Raw genomic sequence first — 23675 nt, forward strand, 5'->3', positions numbered from 1 at the left:
GGAGCGAGCCTGCTCGCGATGAGGTCAGCGGAAACGCCGCATCACTTACCTTGGAACTCAGCCTCACGCTTGGCAATAAACGCCGCCATCCCTTCCTTCTGATCCTGCGTCGCAAACGCCGCATGGAACACCCGGCGCTCAAAGCGCACGCCTTCGGCCAGGCTCACTTCAAAGGCACGGTTGACGCTTTCCTTGACCATCATCGCAATCGGCAGCGACTTCTTGGCGATCAACGCCGCGACTTTCAGCGCTTCATCCAGCAGCTCATCGCTCGGCACGATCCGCGCGACAATCCCGCAACGCTCCGCCTCCACGGCATCGATCAGGCGACCGCTCAGGCACATTTCCATGGCCTTGGCCTTGCCCACGGCGCGGGTCAGGCGCTGGGTACCGCCCATGCCCGGCAGCACGCCGAGGTTGATTTCCGGCTGGCCGAATCGGGCGTTGTCGCCGGCCAGGATGAAGTCGCACATCAGCGCCAGTTCACAGCCACCGCCCAAAGCAAAACCGTTGACCGCCGCGATGATCGGCTTGCGGCGGTTGGCCACGCGATCGCTGTCGCTGAACAGGTCGTCGATGTAGATCTGCGGATAGGTCAGCTCGGCCATTTCCTTGATGTCGGCACCGGCGGCGAAGGCTTTTTTCGAACCGGTCAGGACGATGCAGCCGATGTTCGAGTCAGCCTCGAAGCCATCGAGGGCCTGGTTCAGTTCGCTGACGATCTGTGCGTTCAACGCGTTCAGCGCTTGTGGACGGTTGAGGGTGATCAGGCCAACGCGGCCGTGGGTTTCCAGCAAAATCGTTTCGTAGTTCAGCTCTTTGTCGCTCACAGGGGGGACTCCTTCTTATAAATTGCGCGAAATGACCATGCGCTGAATATCGCTGGTGCCTTCGTAGATCTGGCAAACCCGCACGTCGCGGTAGATCCGCTCCAGCGGGAAGTCGTTGAGATAACCGTAACCGCCCAGGGTTTGCAGCGCCGAGGAGCATACCTTTTCGGCCATTTCCGAGGCGAACAACTTGGCCATCGACGCTTCGACCAGGGCCGGTTGGCCACTGTCGCGCAAGGCGGCGGCGTAGTGCACCATTTGCCGCGCCACGGCGATCTGGGTGGCCATGTCCGCCAGGCGGAAGGCCACGGCCTGGTGCTCGATGATCGGCTTGCCGAAGCTTTCGCGTTCCCGCGAATAGTCACGCGCCGCTTCGAACGCAGCGCGGGCCATGCCCACCGATTGCGAAGCGATGCCGACACGACCGCCTTCAAGGTTGGACAAGGCGATGGCCAGGCCCTTGCCGCGTTCGCCCAGCAAATTGGCCTCGGGGATACTGCAGTTGTTCAGGGTGACGGCGCAGGTATCGGAAGCACGGATGCCCATCTTGTGTTCGGTGCGGTCGACGATAAAACCGGCAGTGTCGGTCGGCACGATAAAGGCACTGATGCCGCGTTTGCCCGCGTTCGGATCAGTCACCGCAAACACGATCACCACCCCGGCATTCTGCCCGGAAGTGATGAACTGCTTGCAGCCGTTGAGCACGTAATGATCACCTTCCAGGCGGGCACGGGTTTTCAGGCCGCTGGCATCAGAACCGGCCTGGGGTTCGGTCAGGGCGAAGGCGCCGAGCATCGCACCGCTGGCCAGCGGTTTGAGAAAGCGCTCCTTCTGCTCATCGGTGCCGTAGTTGAGGATCGGCACACAACCCACGGAGTTGTGCACGCTCATGATGGTCGAGCAGGCGCCATCGCCGGCTGCGATTTCTTCCAGGGCCATGGCGTAGGCGAGGTAACCGGTGTCGCATCCGCCCCACTGCTCCGGCACCAGCATGCCGAAGAAGCCCAGCCCGGCCATCTCGCCGATGGCTTCCTTGGGAAAGCGGTGCTCGCGGTCCCATTCGGCGGCGAACGGCTTCAGGCGTTCCTGGGCAAAGTCCCGGGCCATGTCGCGGATTTGTTGTTGGTCGTCATTGGGGATCATGGTGAATCCTTGAAATTTAATTGCCCCCTGTAGGAGCGAGCCTGCTCGCGATGGACGCCAGGGCACCGCGTTCCTCCAGGCACCCCGCGTCATCGTTAACGCCCATCGCGAGCAGGCTCGCTCCTACAAGGGATTGCGTAGTCAGTAGAGGCATTCCACGGCCATGGCCGTCGCTTCACCGCCGCCGATACAAATCGCTGCAACGCCGCGCTTCAAGCCTTTCTGGCGCAGGGCCGAAAGCAGGGTCACCAGAATCCGCGCGCCGGACGCCCCGATCGGGTGACCGAGGGCGCAAGCACCGCCGTGCACGTTGAGTTTCTCGTGGGGGATTTCCAGATGAGTCATCGCGGCCATGCCGACCACGGCGAAGGCTTCGTTGACTTCCACCAGATCGACGTCATTGAGCGACCAGCCAGTTTTCTTCATCAATTTCTTGATTGCACCGATTGGCGCCACGGGGAACAGACCCGGGGTGTCGGCGAACGCGGCGTGGCCATGGATCACCGCCAAGGGTTTCAGGCCTTGCTTCTGTGCCTGGGACTGGCGCATCAACACCAGCGCGGCCGCGCCGTCGGAGATCGAACTGGAGTTGGCCGCGGTCACCGAACCGCCTTCGCGGAACGCCGGTTTCAACGAAGCGATCTTGTCCAGCCTGGCTTTTGGCGGCTGCTCGTCATTGCTGATCACCACCTGCTCTTTGCCGACTGTCACAGTCAACGGCACGATTTCATCCTTGAAGCTGCCGTCCTTGATCGCCTGTTGCGCGCGGGTGGTCGAGGCGATGGCGAACGCGTCCTGGGCTTCACGGCTGAAGCTGTTGGTTTCGGCGCATTCTTCGGCGAAGGTGCCCATCAGGCGACCCTTGTCGTAGGCGTCTTCGAGGCCGTCGAGGAACATCGAGTCCTGCACCCGGCCATGGCCCATGCGGTAGCCGGCACGGGCGCGGTCCAGCAGGTAAGGCGCGTTGGACATGCTTTCCATGCCACCGGCGACCACCACATCGGCACTGCCCGCCACCAGCATGTCATGGGCCAGAATCGCCGCTTCCATGCCGGAGCCGCACATCTTGTTCAGGGTGGTGCAGCGGGTCGATTTATCCAGCCCCGCGCCCAGCGCCGCCTGACGCGCAGGGGCCTGGCCAAGGCCTGCCGGCAGCACGCAACCGAACAACACTTCATCGACCGCATCACTGGCAACACCGGCACGTTCGACGGCGGCCTTGATGGCGGCAGCACCGAGTTGCGGCGCCGTCAGGCTTTTCAGCTCGCCCTGGAAGCCGCCCATCGGGGTGCGAACGGCGCTGACGATAACAATTGGATCGTTGGACATTGTCATGACAAATCCTCCTTACTTGGCGGCCATGCGCAAGGCACCGTCGAGACGGATCACCTCGCCGTTGAGCATGCTGTTTTCAATAATATGCTTGACCAGCCCGGCATACTCGCCCGGTTTGCCCAAACGCGGCGGGAATGGCACGCCAGCGGCCAGGGAATCGCGGACTTCCTGGGTCATGCCGGCCATCATCGGCGTTTCGAAAATACCCGGGGCGATGGTCATCACACGGATACCGAAACGCGCCAGTTCGCGGGCCGCCGGCAAGGTCAGGCTGACAATCGCGCCCTTGGACGCCGCGTAGGCTGCCTGGCCGATCTGACCGTCATAGGCCGCAGCAGACGCGGTGTTGATGATCACGCCACGTTCGCCGTCGGCATCCGCTTCGGTCTCGGCAATCGCCGCTGCCGCCAGGCGCAGCATGTTGAAGCTGCCGATCAGGTTGACGTTGATCACCTGGCTGAAACTGGCCAATGCATGTGGACCGTTCTTGCCGAGAATCTTCTCGCCACGCACGATGCCGGCGCAATTGACCAGGCCATTGAGGCCGCCAAAGGCCTTGACCGTCGCCTGCACGGCGGCTTCGGCCGCCGCTTCGTGGCTGATGTCCGCCACAACGCTCTGCGCGCCCAGGCGCTGGGCCTGGGCTGCAACGGCTTCGGCATTCATGTCCACCAGCATCACTTTCGCGCCAGCGGCGACCAGCACCTCGGCGGTGGCGGCACCAAGTCCGGAAGCGCCACCGGTGACAATAAAAATCTTGTTCTCGATCTGCATCATTGTTTCCCGGGATTCAAGCTGGAACGTTCTTCGCCGCAGCCTCTTGAGCCTTGGCGATTTCCTGGTTGCGCAAGATAAAGCGCTGCAATTTGCCGCTGGGGGTTTTCGGCAACTCGCTGACAAATTCGATTTCACGGGGGTACGAGTGCGCCGCCAGACGCTTGCGTACGTGTTGGCGCAGCTCTTCGGCCAACTCGGGGGCGGCACGGTATTGCGCGCTGAGCACGACGAAGGCTTTGACCAGTTCGGTGCGCTCCGGATCGGGCTTGCCGATCACTGCAGCCTCGACCACGGCCGGGTGTTCGATCAGTGCACTTTCCACGTCGAACGGGCCGACCCGGTAGCCGGAAGTGGTGATCACGTCATCACTGCGACCGACAAAGCTGATGCTGCCGTCCGGGTTCCACTCGACGGTGTCGCCACTCAGGTAGTAGTCGCCGACAAAGGCCTTGGTTGGCCCGCCTTCGTAGCCGGCGAACCAGCACATCGGCGACTGGCTGCGGTCGATGGCCAGGATGCCCGGCTGGCCAACGCCGAGTTCCTTGTACTCGTCATCCAGCACCACGATGCGGTGGCCCGGCGAGGCAAAACCGGCGGCGCCCATGTGGATCGGGTGATCAAGGCCGTGGTGGTTGCACAGCACCATGCCCAGCTCAGTCTGGCCGTAGTGGTCGTGGATGACCACGTCGAGGTTGTCGGCGAACCAGCGGATCACTTCCGGGTTCAGCGGCTCGCCAGCGCTGCTGACGATACGCAGCTTGCCCTTGATCGATCGGGCGAACTCATCGCCGCCGGCAATCAGCAAACGGTAGGCCGTCGGCGAACCGGTCAGGTTGGTGATCCCGTACTTGTTGATCACCCGGCAGGTGCTTTCGAGGGTGAACGGGCCATCGTAAAAGGTGATCGGATGGCCCATGGACATTGGCCCCGTAACCCCGAAATAAATGCCATAAGCCCAACCCGGATCGGCGACATTCCAGAAGGCGTCTTCAGGGCGCAGATCCACCGCATCGCGGGTGTAGCCCTGGAACGCAACGATGGCCTTGAGCGGCACCGACAGCGCTTTCGACGGGCCGGTGGTGCCCGAAGTAAACATCAGCAGGAACGGGTCTTCGCCGGTCAGCAGCACCGGTTCACAGTCGGCGGAATAGTTGGCCAGCTCGGCCCAGAAACTGAAATCGCCATGCACCAGACCCTGCCCTTTGGCACCGGTGACGGTAACGATGGTCGGGCAATCGGCGACTTCAGCAAGTTTCGGCCGGTTCACCGCATCGGTCACCACCACCTTGGCGCCAGAGCAGCCCAGGCGGTGTTCAATGGCCTTGGGGCCGAACGCGGTAAACAGCGGTTGATACACCGCGCCGATGCGCCAGGTGGCGAACACGGTGATCAGGAGTTCGATATTGCGTGGCAACAGGCCGGCGACCTTGTCGCCTTTTTTCACGCCCTGGGCCCGCAGGTAGTTGGCGAAACGCGCGGCCTTGTCCTGCAAGTCAGTGAAGGTGTACGTCGCACCGGTCCCGTCGCGTCCTTCCCAGAACAGCGCGATGCGACCCGGCAAGGCGTGCCGGTCACAGCATTCGACACAGGCATTGAGGGCCGTCAGGTCGCCCGCGAGCGCGGCATCGACGGTGTGCTGATAATTGAACCGAGCAGTAGCAGACAAGTAATCGCGCATTGCCAGAATCCCTCTGTGTTTCTTATTAGGTTGGGGGAACCGTAATCAACAGGGAAATACTCGCTCTGCGCGGGGTGTCGGGCAATGGTCAAAGCTATCAAGTTGCCTGACTGCTTTGGCCAAAGCCCGCCGGGTATCAAGCGATGAAGCGCACCCCGGGTCTGGCGCGCTCGTCCACGGTCAGTTCGAACACATCCGGCCGGGCGTAGTGGCCGACCACGTCATAGTCGTAGCGGGCGCGTACCAGGTCGTCCGTGTCGATTTGCGCGGTAAGCAGCCCGGCGCTGTCGCGCAACGGTCCGGCGAGGATGTCACCCATGGGACCTACAATCACGCTGCCACCGGCAATCAACGGCCGCTGCGCAGGCCAGTTGGCGATGTCCAGGCCCAGGTCCTGGGGCGACGCCTGGACCTGACAGGCACTGACCACGAAGCAGCGCCCTTCATGGGCAATGTGGCGCATGCTGACCTGCCACATCTCCCGCTCGTCCACGGTCGGCGCGCACCACACCTCCACGCCCTTGGCGTACATCGCCGTGCGCAGCAGCGGCATCATGTTTTCCCAGCACACCACTGCACCGACGCGCCCGACCTGGCTGTCGATCACCGGCAAGGTCGAGCCATCGCCCTTGCCCCAAATCAACCGTTCGGTGCCGGTGGGCATCAGTTTGCGGTGCTTGGCCACCAGCCCGACCTGCGGATCGAAGTGCAGCGCGGTGCAGTACAAGGTGCTGCCGGCGCGCTCGATCACGCCGATCACCAGATTCGCACCGGTGCGCGCGGACAACCCCGCCAGTGCCTCGGTTTCCACGCCGGGGACGTCGATGGCATTGGCAAAATAGCGGGCAAAGGCTTCGCGACCTTGCGGCAGGCGATAGCCCAATTGGGTGCCAAAGCCCTCACCTTTGGGATAACCGCCCAGCAGCGCTTCCGGCATCACCACCAACCCGGCGCCGGATTCGGTGATCGCGTTTTCATAGGACAGGATCTGTTCCAGGGTTTCAGCCTTGCCGCCGGGCAAGGCGCCGATCTGCAGGGCAGCAACGATTGACTTTGGCATCTTGGAAACTCCATTCGCATCAGGTGTTGCTCATTCTCCGGCGTCAGGCAATCATCAATAAAGACCGATTCACTGCTGAATGATATGAGCAAAATGAATATCACCAACGTTGACCTCAATCTGCTCAAAGTCTTCGAAGCGCTGCACGAGGAGTCCAGCGCCAGCCGCGCCGCACTGCGCCTGGGCGTGACGCAATCGGCCGTCAGCGCGGCCTTGCGTCGCTTGCGCGAGCTGTATGGCGATCAGTTGTTCGTGCGCACCGGGCGCGGCCTGGCTCCCTCGCTCAAGGCCAATCAGCTCAAGCCAGTAGTCAGCGATGCCCTGAACAAATGCCGGCAGAGCCTGGCGATGGTCGATCCAGCTGCGCAACAGTACGAAGGTCGCTCGGTCACCGTGGGCATGTCGGATGATTTCGAGATTGCCTACGGCCGGCGGCTGATCGAAGAAATCGCCCGTTGCGCGCCGAAGCTGAGGCTGATTTTCCGCCAGACCCACAGCCAGATCGTCGCCCAGGCGTTGTTGGAGCGCAGCATTGACCTGGCGATTACCGCGGGCGGGTTTGCCGAGCGACTGCTCAGCCGTCAGGTGCTGGGGGAAGGTGGCTATCTGTGCCTGGCGGACCCGTCGAGCTTGGTCAAGGGCCAGCAAAGCATCGGTCTTGAGGAGTTTGTGGCCCGCGAACACATACTGGTGTCGTCCGGCGGTTTTATCGGGATTACCGATGAGGGATTGGCGGCGCTGGGGCTCAGTCGAAGAGTGTGCGCCTCGACCACGCATTTTGCCGCGTTGCCCCATTTGCTCAAAGGCAGCCGGGCGGTGGCGACCATTCCGGCCCATGCCGCCCAAAGTATCGCAACGCTCAGCGGGTTGGCACTGCTGCCCTGCCCCTTGGCCTTGCCGCGCTACCCGATCGAACTGGGCTGGCGAACCAGCACCCAGCTCGACCCGGTGCTATTGAAAGTGCGCGAGGCGATCGTCGCGAGCTTCGCCTGACGGCCGATATTATTTGTTGGCCGCCATCAGGCGATTGACTTCACTGCGCACCATGTTGGCGAATTCCGGCGGCGACATGCCGTCCAGCTCGGCGCGCACCCATTCGGCCCATTTGCCTTTGCGCTTGGCCCGTTCGCCGAACAACCGCGCGGCCTCCCCCTTGGCTTTGCCCAGGTTGTTTTGCCAGAGTTCGAACAGACGGGATTTCTCGTCTTCAAGCGCTGCGCGCTCGGCGAGGGGTTTGTCGGCCAGATTGAAGCTCATGGGAATTTCCTGCTGCGTAAAATAGGCGACATCTTACACTGTAGGACGAAATGTCCTGCGCCGGTTTTTCAGCAAGATGCCCTCACCGGGCAAAATAGCTGCAACTTTTCCGACGACGGCAGACTCCATTGTTCACTGTCCACCTACCTGCAAGGAGTACTTCAATGGCCCGCCAACCCGCCGCGCAAGCCGCCGAAGACCAAATCAAGGATCAAGCCTTCAGCGAACTTAAAACGCTGATCGAAGAGTCGGAAAAACTACTGAAAAGCAGTGCCTCGCTGGTCGGGGAAGAAGCGGAGACCCTTCGCGGACAAATCGCCCTGAAACTCCGGCAGGCAGGGGATTCGGTGACCAGTGTACGCGACCGGACCCTGCCCGCGGTCGAGGCCACTGAAACCTATATCGGCGGGCATCCATGGCAGACCGTGGCGATTTCCGCCGGGTTTGGTTTGGTGGTGGGGTTGTTGTTGGGGCGTCGTTAAGCCCTGGCAAACACTGAACCCCTGTGGGAGCGAGCCTGCTCGCGAAGGCGGTTGATCAATCAACATGGATATTGACTGACAAGACCTCTTCGCGAGCAGGCTCGCTCCCACAGGGTCTCACCTTCTGTTGACAGCGTCAGTCCCCCGCCAGCTCCCGCAAATTCGCCAGCGTCCGGGCATCCAGTTCAATGCCGTTGACCTGTGATTTGGCGCGCTGATGATGACGCCGGTCCCCCGGCAAACGCTTCAAGCCAACACCGTGCATTTGCCGCACCAGTTCCTGGCTGCGCTCGGCAAAACTTTGCCCCGCCGCTTTGCCCGGATCGATCACGATCAGCAATTGTCCAGTCCAGGGTGTCTTGGCGCCAGGGTGGTTTTTCCAGTCGAACTCGAAGGAAAAATTGCCGCCGGTCAGTGCCGCAGCGAGCAACTCGACCATCATCGACAACGCCGAGCCCTTGTGCCCGCCAAACGGCAGCAACGCGCCACCCTCGAGAATCGCCTTCGGGTCCGTGGTCGGCTGGCCGAGGCTGTCCACGCCCATCCCTTCCGGCAAGTGCTTACCTTCGCGAGCGGCAATTTGCACGTCGCCATGGGCAATGGCACTGGTGGCCAGGTCGAAGACAATCGGCGCGCCATCAGCCCGCGGCGCAGCGAAGGCAATCGGGTTGGTGCCGAACAGCGGACGATCGGCACCGTGGGGCACCACGCAGGTCATGCTGTTGACCACGCTCAATGCCACGAGGCCTTCATCGGCGAAGGGTTCGACATCCGGCCACAAGGCCGCGAAATGGTGTGAGTTGCGGATCGCCAGCACCGCAATGCCGGCACTTCGGGCCTTCTGCACCAGCAGCTCGCGTGCCGCCGCCAGGGCCGGTTGAGCAAACCCGTTATTGGCATCGACCCGCACAAACCCTGAAGCCACGTCTTCGACCACCGGGACGGCCTGGCCATTGACCCAGCCGCTTTGCAGCGTCGAAACATAACCGGGAATACGGAATACCCCGTGACTGTGCGCGCCGTCGCGCTCGGCACCGGTGCAGTTTTGCGCCAGCACCCGGGCAACCTCGGCCGACGTGCCGTGACGCAGAAAAATCTTTTCCAGCAAAGCGCTCAGCGCTTCGAATGACAGGTGTGACGAGATCGCAGTAGAGGCATGATCGTTTGGCGCAGACATCTGAAGCTCCAGACTGATTATTGGAGGGAACAACAGCGTACAAAGACCCGCCGATTAACAACGTGCGGCGAGCGACCTGTCAACCTTTCGCTCAGGGCCGATGAGATATATCCGTGTCACGAATGTCCACGCCCCGTGCGTTATCTATTTACCACCTGCGCCAACGCACCGGCCTTTAGTCTCGAAGCTCAATCCACAGGCGCCTTTGAGTGGCACCTTGAACGAGACTCGACGATGCCTACACCAGTAACTCCGCTGTTTTTCCCCGAGGCGCTGACGTCGCGCGGCCTCTGGAAAGAACTGGGTAAAACCCACGGTCTGACGCAAAAGGACTTCGAATGGTTCAGCCAAATCGAACTGGCCAACCAGGCACTGCGCGATAAGCAGACGCCGCCCATGCTGGCGAAGAAAATCCTGCTGAAAATCCAGGACCTGGAACCCGTGGCGCTGGCTGGCAGCTTTGTACTGACCGCGACGCCCGAAGACAATGGCGTGATTCTCTATACCCCGTACGCCGGAATCAAAAAATTCGCCAACCGTACGGCCCTGACCAAACAACTGGTGACGCAACTCAAGGCGGCCGGCGAAGACGACGACCTGCTGGCCTTCATGGCGCTGTCCCAACGCAAGACCGTGGTGGACGCCGCCGACATCGAACTGGACTTTCGAACCATCGACGGCGACGTGTTCGAAGACCAGCGCGACACCCTCTCCACCCATCAGCAACTCAACGACCAGGCCCTGCTCGACGAATTGAAAGCGCTGCCGTCCCTGACCTCGCTGCTCGACACATTGCTGAATCAGAAGCTGGCGGCGTCGTTTCCAGGTCTGGATCAGAGCCAAAGCCAAGTGAACTTCTACCTGGCAACGACGCCAGAGAATGCTGACGAGAACCATGCGGCGCGACGCTGGGTCAGCTCCCTGTCCCTGAGTGAGGCCGTCCTCCTGCACTATCGCCATCAGCGTTGGCCAGCCGGGTCTTCCCCTGAGTTTTCCCATCCGAAAAAGTCCCCGGCAAAAACCGACCAGCCACTCTGGGAGGCAGGCGTCACGACGATCTCGCGCCAACTGATCAGCCTGCTGGTCGGGCAGCTCGAAGGTTTCTGGGCTGCGCCGAGCGCCGATGGCGCATCCCGTCACCAGTTCTTCGGCCAGGCCATTGCCGACCAGGCGCGAGTGCAACTGCTGCTCAAGCGTGAAGCCGGGATCATCACTCCTGAGCAAAGCCAGGATTTGCACGCGCTGATCTCGACGGCTAGCCGGACGAACGAATCGATGTCCGTCGAAACCGTGCGCCTGTGGGAGTACCAGGCCAACTATGTGGAGTTGGCCGGCTCACTGATGGTCAGCGCCAGCAATGCGTTTCTCTACACGCCCACCGCAGGCCTGCAGGTGCTCAAGGACTATCAGGACTTGCGCGATACGGTGCTGAGCAAGTTCAGCGCAGCCGGTCACGAGGATGAGTTCTACGGCCTGCTGAGCCTGGAGGAGCGCCAGTGTTTCATTGGTTTTGACCGGCCGAATGTGACCGGCGAAGTGATTTCCGGCGAGATCTTCCCCAAGCTCTTCGACCGGATCATCGGCAAGCAACTGCAGAACCTGGAATATGCCCTGCAAGTGTTCCGTCACAGTGACGGCAGCGTGGACATCCATGCTCTGTTCGACAAGGCGCTGGATATTCGCTCGATGATCAGCGAGCGCCTGCTGACACTGACTACCGACGAACGCTGGAGCACGCGGCCCGTGTTATCCGGCGATCAGCATCCCTCAACTGTGCTGGCCGATACGGCGGAGACTTTCGTCAAGACCTTCAGCGACATCGAAACACAGATCAACGCAGATTTCGCAGCACAACCGGTCGCTTCTCTGGCCTTGCAACGGGTCTATCTGGAAAACATCAAACCCCGCCTGACCCATGCACTGTCCGTTGGCCTGCGTGGCGAAGCCAGCCTGCGGGTACTCGACTCGACGTTGCGGGATGCGGATCGGGACATTGTCGACACGGTATTCAATCCGGACCAGACCGACCGGCTAAACCGTCCGTCCCTCAAGGGCTTCCGACCCGATGCCTACTCATTGACGCTGGAGTGCTCCGGCCAGGAGGATGTCCTGCCTCTGGCCCATTGCCTACTGTTGACCGAGCGTGGCGGACTCGACCCCTCGCATTCCGGCCGGACGATCCTGTGGACACCCGCCGAGGGCCTGGAAGTCTTTGACACCATCAATCGTGCACGGCTGGAACTGAACCGGCGCCTGCTCGAACCGCAACAACGCCTGGTGTTGCTGGAAAACCTGACCCCGACCCAACGCATCTTTCACCAGCGCTACTCATTGGGTCCGCTGCGGCTGATTGAAGGGCCTGCATTGGAGCGGGTCGCGCAATCGTCCATCGAGCACTTTTTGGCTCGCTGCGAACACGTACGCACTTTCGATCTGAGCGACACGAAGAAGAAAAAAGCCCTTAAAGCCCTGACCACAACGGTGCTCAACACCAACCTGCGAAGAGCCACGTCGATCGCCCGGGCGATCAGCCAACAGCAGTCCCTGCCCGCCTGGCTGGGAATGGCTCCGCTGCAAGAGCAGCGACTGCACCTTGAACTGCTGGAGCAATACCGCAACAGCGTTGTTGAGGACAAAGACTATTTACACGGGATCAAACCCCTCAAGTCGTATGTGCATGAAACACTGAAGTCGTTGCTCGCCAGCCGCTTCCCCGCCACAGCGCTGGACCCTGACAATATTGAAATCACCCCGAACCTGGCCCTGGTCGGCCCCGCCCGGACCCTCACCGAGTTCGCCTTGCACCACGTCAACATTGCGCAAGGCACCGGGTTCAAGGTCGGGTCGGCAACCACTCAATCGCTGCCCCGGGGTCTGGACCAGGCGGCTGTCCGCCAACTGTTGCTGTCATTGGACATAGCGCAGAACTACGCCAAACAGGTCACGGACAGCTTGTCGAATCAAGCGGCCGACGTCGAAAGCAGGGTGTTGCGCTTCGCCAAACAACTGCCCTGGCAACTGCTGCAACACGCCCACGAACTGAAACTGCAGCAGCGACTGTCCGACAGTGCTTTCGATTTGCTTCGGCAAGTATTCGACATGCCGGACGCCATCGCCCGGGCGGCCGTAGAAGGCGCACACGCCATTGCCCGACCACTGGAACTGCTCAAGACAAGCGGTACCTCCGCCGTCAAGGCGCTGGGCCTGTACCTGGTGGGTCCCGGCGAAGGCAAGGCCGGCCCGCAAATCCTCTATGCCCCCTACCACCCCGGTGGCTCACCGTTCGTTGAGTTTGATAATGAGGCCAGCATTGTCTCGGCGCTCAACACGCCGGGGCCGTTGCAGGACATGTTGATTCGTCGCCTGCCAGAGAATGAGCAAACGGTGTTTCGCAACCTGTTCGAGTCCACCGTCGGCCAGTCGAGCGAAATCACCCTCGCGTCTAACCCCATCGGCGGCAACCTGCTCACCCGTTTGTTCCATGACAACACTAATCTGCTGGTGAAGATGCTCGGCAGCCAGGCAGACGCTACCGCTCAGTCTGACTGGGAGGCCGTCGAACACCTGTTCGTCTCCGGCATTGAGCGCATTTCAGGCCTTCTGCCGGGCAAACTCGCGTATGTGCAGTTTCTCTGGAAGGCTTACAAAGACGAACTCAACTCCGCCGAAGGCTTGCAGGACCATCACTGGGGAGCGGCATTGCGTACCTTCATCGCCGGTGCGGCGCAAATCGTGACTTTGGGCCGGCTGTCCCTCGAAGGATGGGCAGACACCGCCGAGGCAACCGGCGAAGCGGTGACTGAACCGGTTGCCACCCCAGTAACCGCGCAACCCTGGTCCCAGGTCCGGTCAACAGCACCGCTGCGCACGCGGCTGCAACCGTTCGAAACCACGGTCGAACTCAAGGACCTGACGAAAAGCAGCACCGACGGTACCTACCTTGAAGCGACCAGCAACAGATCCTTCGCCGCCATTGCCGGCAAGGTGTACGGCGTAGATAAGATCGGGGCGGTCTGGAAAATAATCAAAGGCGAAGAAGAAGGCCCTGTGTTACAGACGGCATCCGACAAGCAACTGGTGATCGACCCGGATATCCACACCGTTCACTTCGGCAAAGCCGTCTCGAAAATGCGCAATCAGTATGTCAACTTCTATGTCGCCAGGGAGGTGCTGAACATCGAGGCCCGGGGGATGGAGGAAATCCGGGCAAGACATCCCGAAAAAGCCCGCATGATCGTGCAGGCCATCGACATGGCCCGTTTTTACGCGTTCAACAGCCTGCACAATCTGGTGCAACTCAAGAAGCTCGTCCCCGGCACAAGGCTCGATACCTTCCTCAAACAGTTCTTTGATGTGGACCAGGTCGACAACGCACTGATCGAGAAAATCAGACAGGCCGTCGTTCCCATCTGCAACGCGCTGGTCGACCCCGATGACGACTGGATGAACTCGCAACGCTTTATCGTGGGTTCAAGCCGGGATTCGAAGGACAACCTCGTCGCGTTTGTCGTGGAGAAGGATCAACAGCGCAATGTGTATTTCACGGAAAAATTCTTCGATCAACAACTGGACTGGTACAAATCCAGCCTGACCCAACCTTTCGATGTCGACGGCCACAGCCAGGCCGCGACGCTGATACACGAGTTCGCTCATTTGTTTTCCAAGGCCGTGGACATCGCCTACCTTGAGGCCAGGCTACCGTTCAGCGATCTGGTAGAGGCGGTCACCGGCTATGGCGCAGCAAAGAAACAGTCTCAAGTGGACTTCCAGCGAGAAGCCTTGTCGATGAAAACGCCAAAGGACGAACTGTTCGCGCGCTGGAACAGTGGCCTGCAATCGTGGATCAGCCTGGACTCCATACCGAGCACTTACCACATCGGCAAGGACATTCTGCGGCTGACGGGCAGCGAGACGATGGATAAGGCAAGGGAAGCGTTTTTTAACGTGAAGGATTCGAAGCTGCGCATCGACGTCATTTTGCACAATGCCGACTCGATCGCTTTCTTGATCTGCGAAATGGGCCGGCAACTGGACCCGCTATCGGTCGCTGCAACCTCCGAAACCTGATCACGACGTAATAAATGCGCAGGTCCACGGATCTGCGCTGCACAGCGGTGGCTGTTTTGATCTTTTTTTCACGCACCCCTGGATACTGTTACCCGACAACAGGAATTCCAAAGACCTGGCGTTAAAAAAACAACACTTTGATAGTTAAATGCCATGACTGATGTTCTCGCAGACTCCCCCCAAGGTTAGAATGCAGGAAACCAGGAAGGGCCAATGACCGACCACACGCTCTCGGAAGCTGAATACGATGCCATCACCGATGCCGCCGCGCATTGGTGTATGCGTTTGCACGCCAATGACTGCACCGAGCAAGAACGCCAGGCGTTTGAGCAATGGCGTAATGCGCATCCGCTCCATGCCTTCGAGTACGAAGCGATGCTGGAGATCTGGGATGTGGCCGGCGACTTGCCGCGTCCCGAGCCCGTCGTGCCGCTGGTTCGCCCCCAATCCGAAAAACCGTGGCGCCGCCTGGCCATTGCAGCGACGGTCTGTGCCCTGGCGCTGCCTTTGGCGGGTTATGGCGGCTGGCACCTGGGCTGGGTACCGAACGCGTACCAGCACTTCGAAGCGACCGACAATGTTCGAACAGTCACCTTGAAAGACGGCAGTCAGGTGGAACTGAACCTGGGCAGCGAGCTGACCTACAGCAACTACAAGGATCAGCGGCAAGTCACGCTGAAAAAAGGCGAAGCCTTCTTCAGTGTCAGCCATGACACTCGCCACCCCTTCGTGGTCAAGGCCGCAGAAGGCCGGATTCGCGTGACCGGCACCCAGTTCAACGTCTGGATGTATGAAGACCAGGTCAAGGTCAACCTGATCGAAGGTTCGGTACTGGTCAGCAGCAATGCCGACCGGCAAGGCGACGGTTTGCGCCTGGACCCAGCGATGCAGGCCAGTTATCGACACGGCGACTTCATCCCCCGCATCAGCCAGACCTATGACAATGACAGCTCGCTGGCCTGGCGCCAGGGCAAGCTGGTGCTCGACGATCTGGCGCTCAGCGATGCGCTGCCCTTGATCAACCGCTACCTGGACAAACCCTTGATGGTCGCTGACAACAGCACCGGCTCGATCCATATCGGCGGCATCTACAACATCAAGGAGATCAACGGCCTGGTGAAGTCTTTGCCGCGGGTCCTGCCGGTCTACCTGACCCGCAATCAGAACGGTAACCTGGTGGTCAACGCGATTCCGCAAACCTCCCCGAAAAGCTGAAAAGACCGCCACCCTTGCGGGGTGCGGCCTTCAGCGCTCATGTAAAACCCCACTACATCACTGCGCGGTCACCTTGGCGTCCTGCTGGCGAATCGTCCGCACCTGATAGTCCGGATCGGACAGGATCTGTTGCTCGGTGAAAGGCAGCACGCTCCATTGCTTCCTGGAAAAGGCCAGCGTCTGGTCCCGTGAAAACTTCGAGGCCGGGTCGCTGGACAACGAGAACGCCAGAAGCCCTTTGGCCTGCGGTCCGTACTCGTCAAAGGTCACCACTTGCAGGTAACTCGTGCCGCTGACCACTTCGCGCTTGCCATCGCTGCGCGGCACGCTCTGGATGGCGTTGTAGACCCCGAGCGTCCCCGGGCCGCCGTGGATCGGTGTTTGCTGTCCGCCGCTGCTGACCACCTGGATATCACCCCAACGGCTATCGGGTGTCAGTCCTGATGCCTTGACCTGTTCAGCCGAAGCCAGCATCGCTGCCCGTAGCGCCTTTGCCACCTGCGGGTGCTCGACTGCGATTCCACATGGAGTATGTTGTGGATCTTGCGGATCGAATGCCACACGCCATACGTCCGGCACTGGCTCCAACGCCTCCATGACATTCTGCAAGTGCACAAAGCCCAGGCCGCTGTCCAGGTTGGCCTTGCGGTCCCAGGCCTTGAAGCTGGCGCACAGTGGCGCGAGGGTTTTGGCATCGGTACCGAGATCCGCCGCGCAGAACTGCAGCAGGTCCGGCATCACTTGATCCGCCTGATACACCTCATCGTCCATGACCATGCGTTGCAAGTCCGCGGCCCCGACCTTGCCGGCCTGGGCCAGCGTGCTCAAACGATCCAGGGCAAAGCGCGAGCGCAGTCCCAATGGCTGGCTATCCTGGCTGATCAACGGCGAATAGCCGGTCAGCGGTTGCGCCGGGTTGGCCATCCATGCCGAGTCGTTGGAGTGCTGGACAAAATCCTTGCGCAGCAATTGCGGCAACTTGTCCGACGCATAGATACCCTGTTGTGGCGCCTGCGGATCGATGTCCCAGGCACAGGCGCTGTTGGAACCGTCGAGAACGATCATCTGCAAGCCCACTCGTGGATCGCTGCATTGCGCCAGCTTGTCGACGCTGACGTTGGGCACCACCGAGAGGTTCATGTACAGCGTCTGCCCCTGATCGTCCGCCGCCAGCGTGTTGACCCACGGGATGCCCTGGATCCTGTGCACCGAAGCCTGGAAATCCTTGAGGTTTTCAGCGCGGTTCATCGCGTACCACTGCTGCAGAACCCGGTCGTTGTCCAGATTGGCGTCGCGCAGGCTGAAGGCGTACTGATGATCCCAATCCAGTTTCCCCGGCCATTGCACCACCGGACCGAATCTCGAACTGTAGACCACATGGGAAATCGTCCGGACCTGCCCGTCCGCCTGCCTGACGTTGACGGTCACGGTCTGCTTGTCCATCGGCAATGACTGGCCGTCGAGCAGGTAACGGGTCGAATCCCCGGGGTCGAGTTGCAGGCGATACAGCGTGAAATGCCTGGACGAATCCACGGTGTGGGTCCAGGCCAGATGTTGATTGAAACCGATGTTGATCACCGGCAGGCCGGGCAACGCCGCGCCCATCACGTCCAGTTTGCCGGGAATGGTCAGGTGCATCTGGTAAAAGCGCATGCCGCCCACCCACGGAAAGTGCGGATTGGCCAGCAACATGCCGCGTCCGTTGAAGGAACGCTCGCTGCCGACCGCGACGGCGTTGCTGCCCCGGTCCAGGGCAAAGCGCTGCATCCGCGTGGCGGCCACCTGGAACGCTGCCTGTGCGTTCGACGCCTGGGCCACGGCCTTGGGTGGCGTGGCACCAGCCAGGGCTTCGGCAAACTGGCCGACGCCACCTTCGACCAACAGGCGTCGGGTCAGCTTGACCAGATCCGAGGGGGTGATGTCGCGTACCCAATCGCCTTGGCACTGCGGCGGTAAACCCTGGGCGCGACGCTCGCTCAAGGAGCGGTTGTACCCCGCCACATAGCCTTCGACCAGCTCACGCACTTCGGGGGTCTGGGCCTGCCAGAAGCGGGCGACGGCTTGCGGGGTGTTCAACCAGGTGAAAAACACATCGCTGATCAGGTTCTCCCGCTCTTCGACGGTGAACTGATCCGGCCCGAAGTACCGCGAACGCTCGCCGTTGACGGTAGTGATTTCGTTGGCGAGCAGGCACAGGTTGTCCTGGGCGTAGGCATAGCCGATGCCGTAGCCGAGCCCGCGCTCATTGTCGGCGCGGATGTGCGGCACGCCGAAACCGGTTCGGCGGATGTCCGCGCTCGTTTGCGCAGGCGCACCACTCGCGCTTGCCGCAAGGCTCAGCCCCAGGCCCAACCCCAGAGTCACACCCGCCAGGCTCAACCTGGTTAACTGCCTGGAAATAATCACGCTCGCTCCTGATCGAAAAAACGATGGCCACAGCGGCGCATATCCATGCGCGCCGAGCCTCCCTGTAGGGACGAAGCTCACCACAAAAATTTAGGGATTTACTGCGCAACGGACCACGGACTGACAGGTTGATCACACGATGGCGACAAAATTTCTACATTCGAGCCTTCATGATTCGGAGTGCTCATACGTCTAACCCTGTAAGAGCGCCCATTTTTTCCTGATCAGGCTCTGAAAGGAGTTTTGCAATGTACAACTCGCAACTGCCAACGGACGGTAGCAATGCGCCAAAGGGTACTTCCATGGGAGTCGGTGTATTCGAGCCGCGTACCGATCGCCACGGCAACGAGCGGATCCGGGTCCTGCTCAAAAGCTTTGGCCTTCGAACCAGTCTGATCCGCCTGAAAGTCATCGACGCCCTGCTGACGGCCGCCGAAAACGATCGCAGCCTTGGGGTGCGCGGCGTGCACAGCCAATTGCTGGACCTGGATGTTCCCCTGTCATTTCTCAGTGTGCGTGAAGTGCTCAAGCGCTTGTGCAGCGAAGGCGTGATTGTCCTCAATCCCGACAAGAGCTACAGCCTGCATCCTCAGGCTGCAGCCATCCTGCGCAACCGATGATCGAATGATCAGGGCTTGACCTTGCGGCGCATCACGCCATTGATGACTACCACGATCACCGCCACGCCAATGGCGATGTACTGGAACATTTTTTCGCTGATGACGCCGGTGTTCTGCAACCAGGAAAGGCCAAACATGATCCCCAGCACCACCAGGGAGATCAGAATCGAGTATTTCAAACGTTGCGACTGAGTCATTGCGGGTTCCTGAATCTGAAAATGTATCCGGTTTGTATCGACGCGCATGCCAAGCGCTTACCCTGTTTCGGGGATAAGCGGCTACGAGCGGGGGTCTCATATTACAGCCGATGAAGCGTTTTGGCTTCATTGCGGCGATAACCATGAGGACTTTCAAATGTTGCGTCGAATCACACTGCTGATTCCCCTGCTGGCCATCCTGACCCTGAGCGGATGCATTGTTTTCCCCCATGGGGGCTGGCACCACGACCACTATGACAACCATGGCGGACCGGGTTACTACCAGCATCGTTAACTGCGGTTCAACGGCCTGAATCCTTGCGGTAAAAGTCATTGCCGGGCTGAGCACACAGTTCCACCAGCCAATCGACGAACACACGCACCCGCCGGGCCAACTGGCGCTGGCGTGGGTGCTGGCTCAGGGTGATTACCTGATTCCGATTCCGGGTACCAAGCAACGCAAGTACCTGGAAGGAACCGGGCGGGCCGGGCAACATGGCCTCAGGCCTCGTCCGAGAGAACACTGTCTGGCCTCACCATGGGGCCGTTGTTCTTGCCGTAAATTTCCAGGTTTTGCAGTACGTAAATCGCTTTTTTGAACTCTGGAACCAAATAGTTGGCGTACTTATTACCCTTCACATTGTTGTGCTGAATGTTCTCCAGTTGAGTAGCGAAATATTCCAGCGCATTGAACTTCGCATCAGGATCCTTGATGCCAAACCGGTCGAACTTGTCACCGGCATTGCTCAGCGTGACCGCCGTGACATCGGTGATCAGGCCACGCTCTTTCAAAAAGACACTGATACTACCCATGGATTTGACTGAAATATTAGTAGGATCAAAACCTTTCATCTGCTTGCGCAATTTCATCTTGTCCATCTTGACTGTATCCAACTCAACTGGATTGTTGCCCACCAGGTCAAGCATCTGCCTGACCTTGACGTTCTGGGGAACAGACTTTGATCTGCTGGCGGTATCTCGAACCAACAGGCCCGTTTTCGCGGTCCAGGCGCCGGTATAACCGATAGTCATTGAAAACTCCTTGTTTGACCAAGTTAGGAGGTCAGGAGTATCGGCCGGAGCACTTGAGGCCACCAAACTTTAATTCAGAGCTTTAACAATTTTCGTACAATTAAGATACATACTGTAAAACTTCTTGTTTATTGGGTCTTGGCACATTAAAGAATGGTCCTTCAGACTTTTCTTACATAGCGGCTAGTTGGTCCTAATCAACACCGATACTTACCCTCGGAATTTCAACCTGACGATTTTGTAATGTGCCCCTCATCTGCCTGACAGCGATGATCTATCATCATCTAACAGCGGAGCTTTGTAGCAATTCGAAACACTCCTTGAATGCCTGACCAGTAAAAATGGTCAGAATGCGTTTTTTTGCCCGTTAGCCGAGACGAATCCCATGCGAAACCCTCTGCGTCTGATCGCCCTGAGCGCTCTGTTCATGTCCTCCCTGGCCCAGGCTGCCGACCTCATTGGGATCGAGGTTCATCGCGACGCCAATTGTGGTTGCTGCAAGAAGTGGATCAGCCATCTGGAGGCCAATGGTTTCAAGGTCGAAGACCACGTCGAAGCCAACATGAGCGAGTTCAAGCAGCAGCACGGGGTACCGCCGCGCCTGTCGTCGTGCCACACCGCGTTGATCAACGGCAAATTCGTTGAAGGTCATGTCCCGGCCGATCAGGTCCTGGCCCTGAGCAAGCGCGACGATCTGCTGGGCGTCGCCGCGCCCGGCATGCCGATGGGCTCGCCCGGCATGGAAATGGACGGCATGAGCGATGCCTATCAGGTCATCGGCCTGAAAAAGGACGGCACTGACGTGGTGGTTGCGGACTACCCCGCCCATTGATGTCCGGCGCGTACCTTGGGCTGTTTTTCGCGGCATTCGGTGCCGCCACGCTGCTGCCGTTGCAATCGGAAGCCGTGCTGGTCGGACTGCTGCTCAGCGATCGCTATTGGCTCTGGGCGCTGCTGGCGGTGGCAACGTTCGGCAACGTTCTGGGCTCGCTGCTTAACTGGTGGCTGGGACGCGGGATCGAGCGGTTCCGCGACCGTCGCTGGTTTCCGGTGAGCCCCCGGCACCTGGAGAAAGCCCGGCTGCATTACCAACGCTACGGCCATTGGTCATTGCTGCTCAGTTGGTTGCCGGTGATTGGCGATCCGCTGACGCTGGTCGCCGGGGTCATGCGCGAGCCACTGGGGCGCTTCCTGCTGATCGTCACCCTGGCCAAAGGTGCCCGCTACGGCGTGCTGGCCATGGCGACTCTGGGCTGGATGGGTTGAACCATCCAGAGCGGCGGTTGCCTGTGTTTAATGCCGCCCTAATCGAGTCGATCCAGCATCGGCGGAATTTCCATGGAGCACTCTCATGTCGCGCCCCTTTTCCCGCTGGTTGCCCAGCCTTTTACTGACCGCCGCCCTGCCCGTCATCGCTCACGCCGAAGAACCGGAATACGGCCCCGAGCTGCAAGGTTTCGACTACCCCTACACGCTCAAGCACTTCGCCTTTGAATCCCAGGGCCAATCCCTGCAAATGGGTTACATGGATGTTGCTGCCCACGGCAAGGCCAATGGTCGCAGCGTGGTGCTGATGCACGGCAAGAACTTCTGCGGCGCCACCTGGGACAGCTCGATCAAAGCCCTCAGCGACGCCGGCTACAGGGTCATCGCCCCGGACCAGATCGGCTTCTGTACCTCCAGCAAGCCGGCGCACTATCAGTACAGCTTCCAGCAACTGGCGACGAACACCCAGCAATTGCTCAAGACCCTGGGCATCCAGAAAGCCACCCTGCTGGGGCATTCCACCGGCGGCATGCTCGCCACGCGCTATGCCTTGCAATACCCCGAACAGGTCGAGCAATTGGCACTGGTCAACCCCATCGGCCTGGAAGACTGGAAAGCCCTCGGTGTGCCCTATCGTACCGTTGATCAATGGTACGAGCGTGAACTCAAGCTCAGCGCCGAGGGTATCCGCAACTACGAACGCACCACCTACTACGGCGGTCGCTGGAAACCGGAATTCGATCGCTGGGTCGACATGCTTGCCGGCCTGAACAAAGGCCCCGGGCATACGCAAGTCGCGTGGAACTCGGCGCTGATCTACGACATGATCTTCACCCAACCGGTGTTTTACGAATTCCAGAACCTGAAGATGCCGACCCTGCTGTTGATCGGTACGTCCGATACCACCGCCATCGGCAGTGACATCGCCCCACCCGAGGTCAAGGCGAAGATCGGGCACTACGACGTCCTCGGCAAACAAGTGGCCAAGCTGATTCCCCAGTCCACGCTGGTCGAGTTCCCTGGCATGGGCCACGCGCCACAGATGGAAGAACCGGCACAATTCCACCAGGCCCTGCTCGCCTGGCTGAACAAGACCAACCCCGTGCGTTGAAGAGGAAAGGCGGATGCCTGTGCAGATTGCAGTGATCGATGATTGGCAGGATGTGGCGCGGGACGTGGTGAACTGGTCGGCACTGGACAGCATTGGCCAGGTGAGTTTTCTCCATGACTACCCCGCCGACAACCAGACCCTGGCAGAGCGCCTGGCCGGGTTTGAAGTGATCTGCGTGATGCGCGAGCGCACCCGGTTCGATGAGGACCTGCTGCGCCGCCTGCCGACGCTCAAGCTGCTGGTGACCGGCGGCATGCGCAATGCGGCCCTGGATCTGAAAGCCGCCGCTGCGCTGGGCATTTCGGTCAGCGGCACCGACAGCTACAAACACGCCGCGCCGGAACTGACCTGGGCGCTGATCATGGCCGCGACCCGCAACCTGGTGGTCGAAGCCAATGCCCTGCGTGCCGGCCAATGGCAACAAGGCCTGGGCGGCGACCTGCATGGCAAGACACTCGCCATCCTCGGTCTGGGCAGCATCGGCCAGCGTGTCGCGCAGTTCGGTCAGGTGTTCGGCATGCGCGTCATCGCCTGGAGTGAAAACCTCACCGCCGAACGTGCGGCGCAGGTCGGTGTGACCTGCGTCAGCAAGCAGGAACTGTTCGAACAGGCCGACGTGCTGTCGGTGCACCTGGTACTCAGCGAACGCAGTCGCGGGCTGGTGGACGCCCAGGCACTGGGCTGGATGAAACCCACGGCATTGCTGGTGAACACCGCTCGCGGCCCCATTGTCGATGAAGCGGCGCTGATCAAGGCACTGCAGAAACAACGGCTGGCCGGTGCCGCCCTGGACGTCTTCGAGCAGGAGCCACTGCCCGCCCACCATCCGTTCCGGACCCTGGACAATGTGCTGGCGACGCCCCATGTCGGGTACGTGAGCCAGCAGAACTACCAGCTGTTTTTCTCGCAAATGATCGAGGACATTCAGGCATGGGCGGCGGGCGCTCCGATTCGTTTGCTGGGTTGATACTCCAATGTGTGCGAGTTTGCTCGCTCCCACAACGAATAATTGTTCAGGCTGC

At 60.3% G+C, this 23675-nt stretch carries 21 protein-coding genes and 2 pseudogenes; 11 read left to right on the top strand and 12 right to left on the bottom strand.

Annotated elements, in window-relative coordinates:
- Positions 1-41: 41 nt before the first annotated feature.
- The 6 genes from BSF44_RS26995 to BSF44_RS27020 all read right to left on the bottom strand — a co-directional run bounded on the left by BSF44_RS26995 (position 42) and on the right by BSF44_RS27020 (position 6823).
- Complete coding sequence (locus tag BSF44_RS26995; RefSeq protein WP_056724587.1) at positions 42-815, bottom strand: enoyl-CoA hydratase; 774 nt, start codon at positions 813-815, stop codon at positions 42-44.
- Between the two features lie 30 nt (positions 816-845).
- Positions 846-1973 (bottom strand): acyl-CoA dehydrogenase, encoded by a 1128-nt coding sequence (locus BSF44_RS27000; protein WP_095946075.1) that lies wholly within the window; start codon positions 1971-1973, stop codon positions 846-848.
- Between the two features lie 141 nt (positions 1974-2114).
- Positions 2115-3308: an acetyl-CoA C-acyltransferase gene (locus BSF44_RS27005; protein WP_095946076.1), complete on the bottom strand. Its 1194-nt coding sequence runs from the start codon at positions 3306-3308 to the stop codon at positions 2115-2117.
- Between the two features lie 12 nt (positions 3309-3320).
- Positions 3321-4082 (bottom strand): SDR family NAD(P)-dependent oxidoreductase, encoded by a 762-nt coding sequence (locus tag BSF44_RS27010; RefSeq protein ID WP_095946077.1) that lies wholly within the window; start codon positions 4080-4082, stop codon positions 3321-3323.
- Between the two features lie 16 nt (positions 4083-4098).
- The gene (locus BSF44_RS27015; RefSeq protein WP_095946078.1) at positions 4099-5763 is read right to left on the bottom strand and encodes an AMP-binding protein; all 1665 of its coding nucleotides are present in this window, start codon (positions 5761-5763) and stop codon (positions 4099-4101) included.
- A gap of 136 nt (positions 5764-5899) precedes the next feature.
- Positions 5900-6823 carry a carbon-nitrogen hydrolase family protein gene (locus BSF44_RS27020; RefSeq protein ID WP_095946079.1) on the bottom strand — a complete coding sequence of 308 codons (924 nt, stop codon included), beginning with the start codon at positions 6821-6823 and terminating at the stop codon, positions 5900-5902.
- 84 nt (positions 6824-6907) lie between these two features.
- On the opposite strand from BSF44_RS27020, the gene BSF44_RS27025 reads away from it, so the two are divergent.
- Positions 6908-7816, top strand: a complete 909-nt coding sequence (locus tag BSF44_RS27025; RefSeq protein WP_095946080.1) for a LysR family transcriptional regulator — start codon at positions 6908-6910, stop codon at positions 7814-7816.
- A gap of 9 nt (positions 7817-7825) precedes the next feature.
- On the opposite strand, the gene BSF44_RS27030 is transcribed toward BSF44_RS27025, so the two are convergent.
- Complete coding sequence (locus BSF44_RS27030) at positions 7826-8080, bottom strand: hypothetical protein (RefSeq protein WP_057400121.1); 255 nt, start codon at positions 8078-8080, stop codon at positions 7826-7828.
- A 164-nt stretch (positions 8081-8244) separates the two neighbouring features.
- Here BSF44_RS27030 and BSF44_RS27035 point away from each other — a divergent pair, with 164 nt between their 5' ends.
- On the top strand, positions 8245-8562 hold the full coding sequence (locus BSF44_RS27035) for a YqjD family protein (RefSeq protein ID WP_095946081.1): 318 nt from the start codon (positions 8245-8247) through the stop codon (positions 8560-8562).
- A gap of 136 nt (positions 8563-8698) precedes the next feature.
- Here the strand turns inward: BSF44_RS27035 and BSF44_RS27040 are convergent, their stop codons facing one another.
- A complete protein-coding gene (locus BSF44_RS27040; RefSeq protein ID WP_095946082.1) occupies positions 8699-9739 on the bottom strand; it encodes an Ldh family oxidoreductase in 1041 nt (346 codons plus the stop codon).
- A 234-nt stretch (positions 9740-9973) separates the two neighbouring features.
- Between BSF44_RS27040 and BSF44_RS27045 the strand changes: the two genes are divergently transcribed.
- Positions 9974-14806 (top strand): dermonecrotic toxin domain-containing protein, encoded by a 4833-nt coding sequence (locus tag BSF44_RS27045; protein ID WP_095946083.1) that lies wholly within the window; start codon positions 9974-9976, stop codon positions 14804-14806.
- A 213-nt stretch (positions 14807-15019) separates the two neighbouring features.
- Positions 15020-16021, top strand: coding sequence for a FecR family protein (locus tag BSF44_RS27050; protein WP_095946084.1), 1002 nt, complete (start codon positions 15020-15022; stop codon positions 16019-16021).
- 57 nt (positions 16022-16078) lie between these two features.
- Here the strand turns inward: BSF44_RS27050 and BSF44_RS27055 are convergent, their stop codons facing one another.
- On the bottom strand, positions 16079-18427 hold the full coding sequence (locus tag BSF44_RS27055) for an acylase (protein WP_095946085.1): 2349 nt from the start codon (positions 18425-18427) through the stop codon (positions 16079-16081).
- 248 nt (positions 18428-18675) lie between these two features.
- Between BSF44_RS27055 and BSF44_RS27060 the strand changes: the two genes are divergently transcribed.
- Positions 18676-19047 carry a fe2+ zn2+ uptake regulation protein gene (locus tag BSF44_RS27060; RefSeq protein ID WP_095946086.1) on the top strand — a complete coding sequence of 124 codons (372 nt, stop codon included), beginning with the start codon at positions 18676-18678 and terminating at the stop codon, positions 19045-19047.
- A gap of 8 nt (positions 19048-19055) precedes the next feature.
- On the opposite strand, the gene BSF44_RS27065 is transcribed toward BSF44_RS27060, so the two are convergent.
- Complete coding sequence (locus tag BSF44_RS27065; RefSeq protein ID WP_007970993.1) at positions 19056-19244, bottom strand: hypothetical protein; 189 nt, start codon at positions 19242-19244, stop codon at positions 19056-19058.
- Between the two features lie 157 nt (positions 19245-19401).
- Here BSF44_RS27065 and BSF44_RS30440 point away from each other — a divergent pair, with 157 nt between their 5' ends.
- A complete protein-coding gene (locus BSF44_RS30440; RefSeq protein ID WP_008054152.1) occupies positions 19402-19539 on the top strand; it encodes a hypothetical protein in 138 nt (45 codons plus the stop codon).
- 7 nt (positions 19540-19546) lie between these two features.
- Here BSF44_RS30440 and BSF44_RS27070 read toward each other — a convergent pair.
- Positions 19547-19657: pseudogene (locus tag BSF44_RS27070) on the bottom strand (LysR family transcriptional regulator); the annotation flags it as partial.
- Here BSF44_RS27070 and BSF44_RS30875 point away from each other — a divergent pair.
- Positions 19631-19717: pseudogene (locus BSF44_RS30875) on the top strand (hypothetical protein); the annotation flags it as partial. The pseudogenes BSF44_RS27070 and BSF44_RS30875 overlap by 27 nt on opposite strands.
- Positions 19718-19745: 28 nt before the next feature.
- On the opposite strand, the gene BSF44_RS27075 reads toward BSF44_RS30875, so the two are convergent.
- Entirely contained in the window at positions 19746-20276 is a 531-nt protein-coding gene (locus BSF44_RS27075; RefSeq protein ID WP_095946087.1) for a hypothetical protein, read from the bottom strand.
- 385 nt (positions 20277-20661) lie between these two features.
- On the opposite strand from BSF44_RS27075, the gene BSF44_RS27080 reads away from it, so the two are divergent.
- The 4 genes from BSF44_RS27080 to BSF44_RS27095 all read left to right on the top strand — a co-directional run bounded on the left by BSF44_RS27080 (position 20662) and on the right by BSF44_RS27095 (position 23620).
- Positions 20662-21108: a DUF411 domain-containing protein gene (locus BSF44_RS27080; RefSeq protein WP_095946088.1), complete on the top strand. Its 447-nt coding sequence runs from the start codon at positions 20662-20664 to the stop codon at positions 21106-21108.
- A complete protein-coding gene (locus tag BSF44_RS27085; protein ID WP_095946089.1) occupies positions 21108-21542 on the top strand; it encodes a YqaA family protein in 435 nt (144 codons plus the stop codon). The genes BSF44_RS27080 and BSF44_RS27085 overlap by 1 nt, the downstream gene beginning before the upstream one ends.
- Positions 21543-21627: 85 nt before the next feature.
- Complete coding sequence (locus tag BSF44_RS27090; RefSeq protein ID WP_095946090.1) at positions 21628-22653, top strand: alpha/beta fold hydrolase; 1026 nt, start codon at positions 21628-21630, stop codon at positions 22651-22653.
- 13 nt (positions 22654-22666) lie between these two features.
- Positions 22667-23620 carry a D-2-hydroxyacid dehydrogenase family protein gene (locus tag BSF44_RS27095; protein ID WP_095946091.1) on the top strand — a complete coding sequence of 318 codons (954 nt, stop codon included), beginning with the start codon at positions 22667-22669 and terminating at the stop codon, positions 23618-23620.
- Positions 23621-23675: the final 55 nt, after the last annotated feature.

Source organism: Pseudomonas sp. ACN8 (genome assembly GCF_002303925.1).
GTDB lineage: Bacteria > Pseudomonadota > Gammaproteobacteria > Pseudomonadales > Pseudomonadaceae > Aquipseudomonas.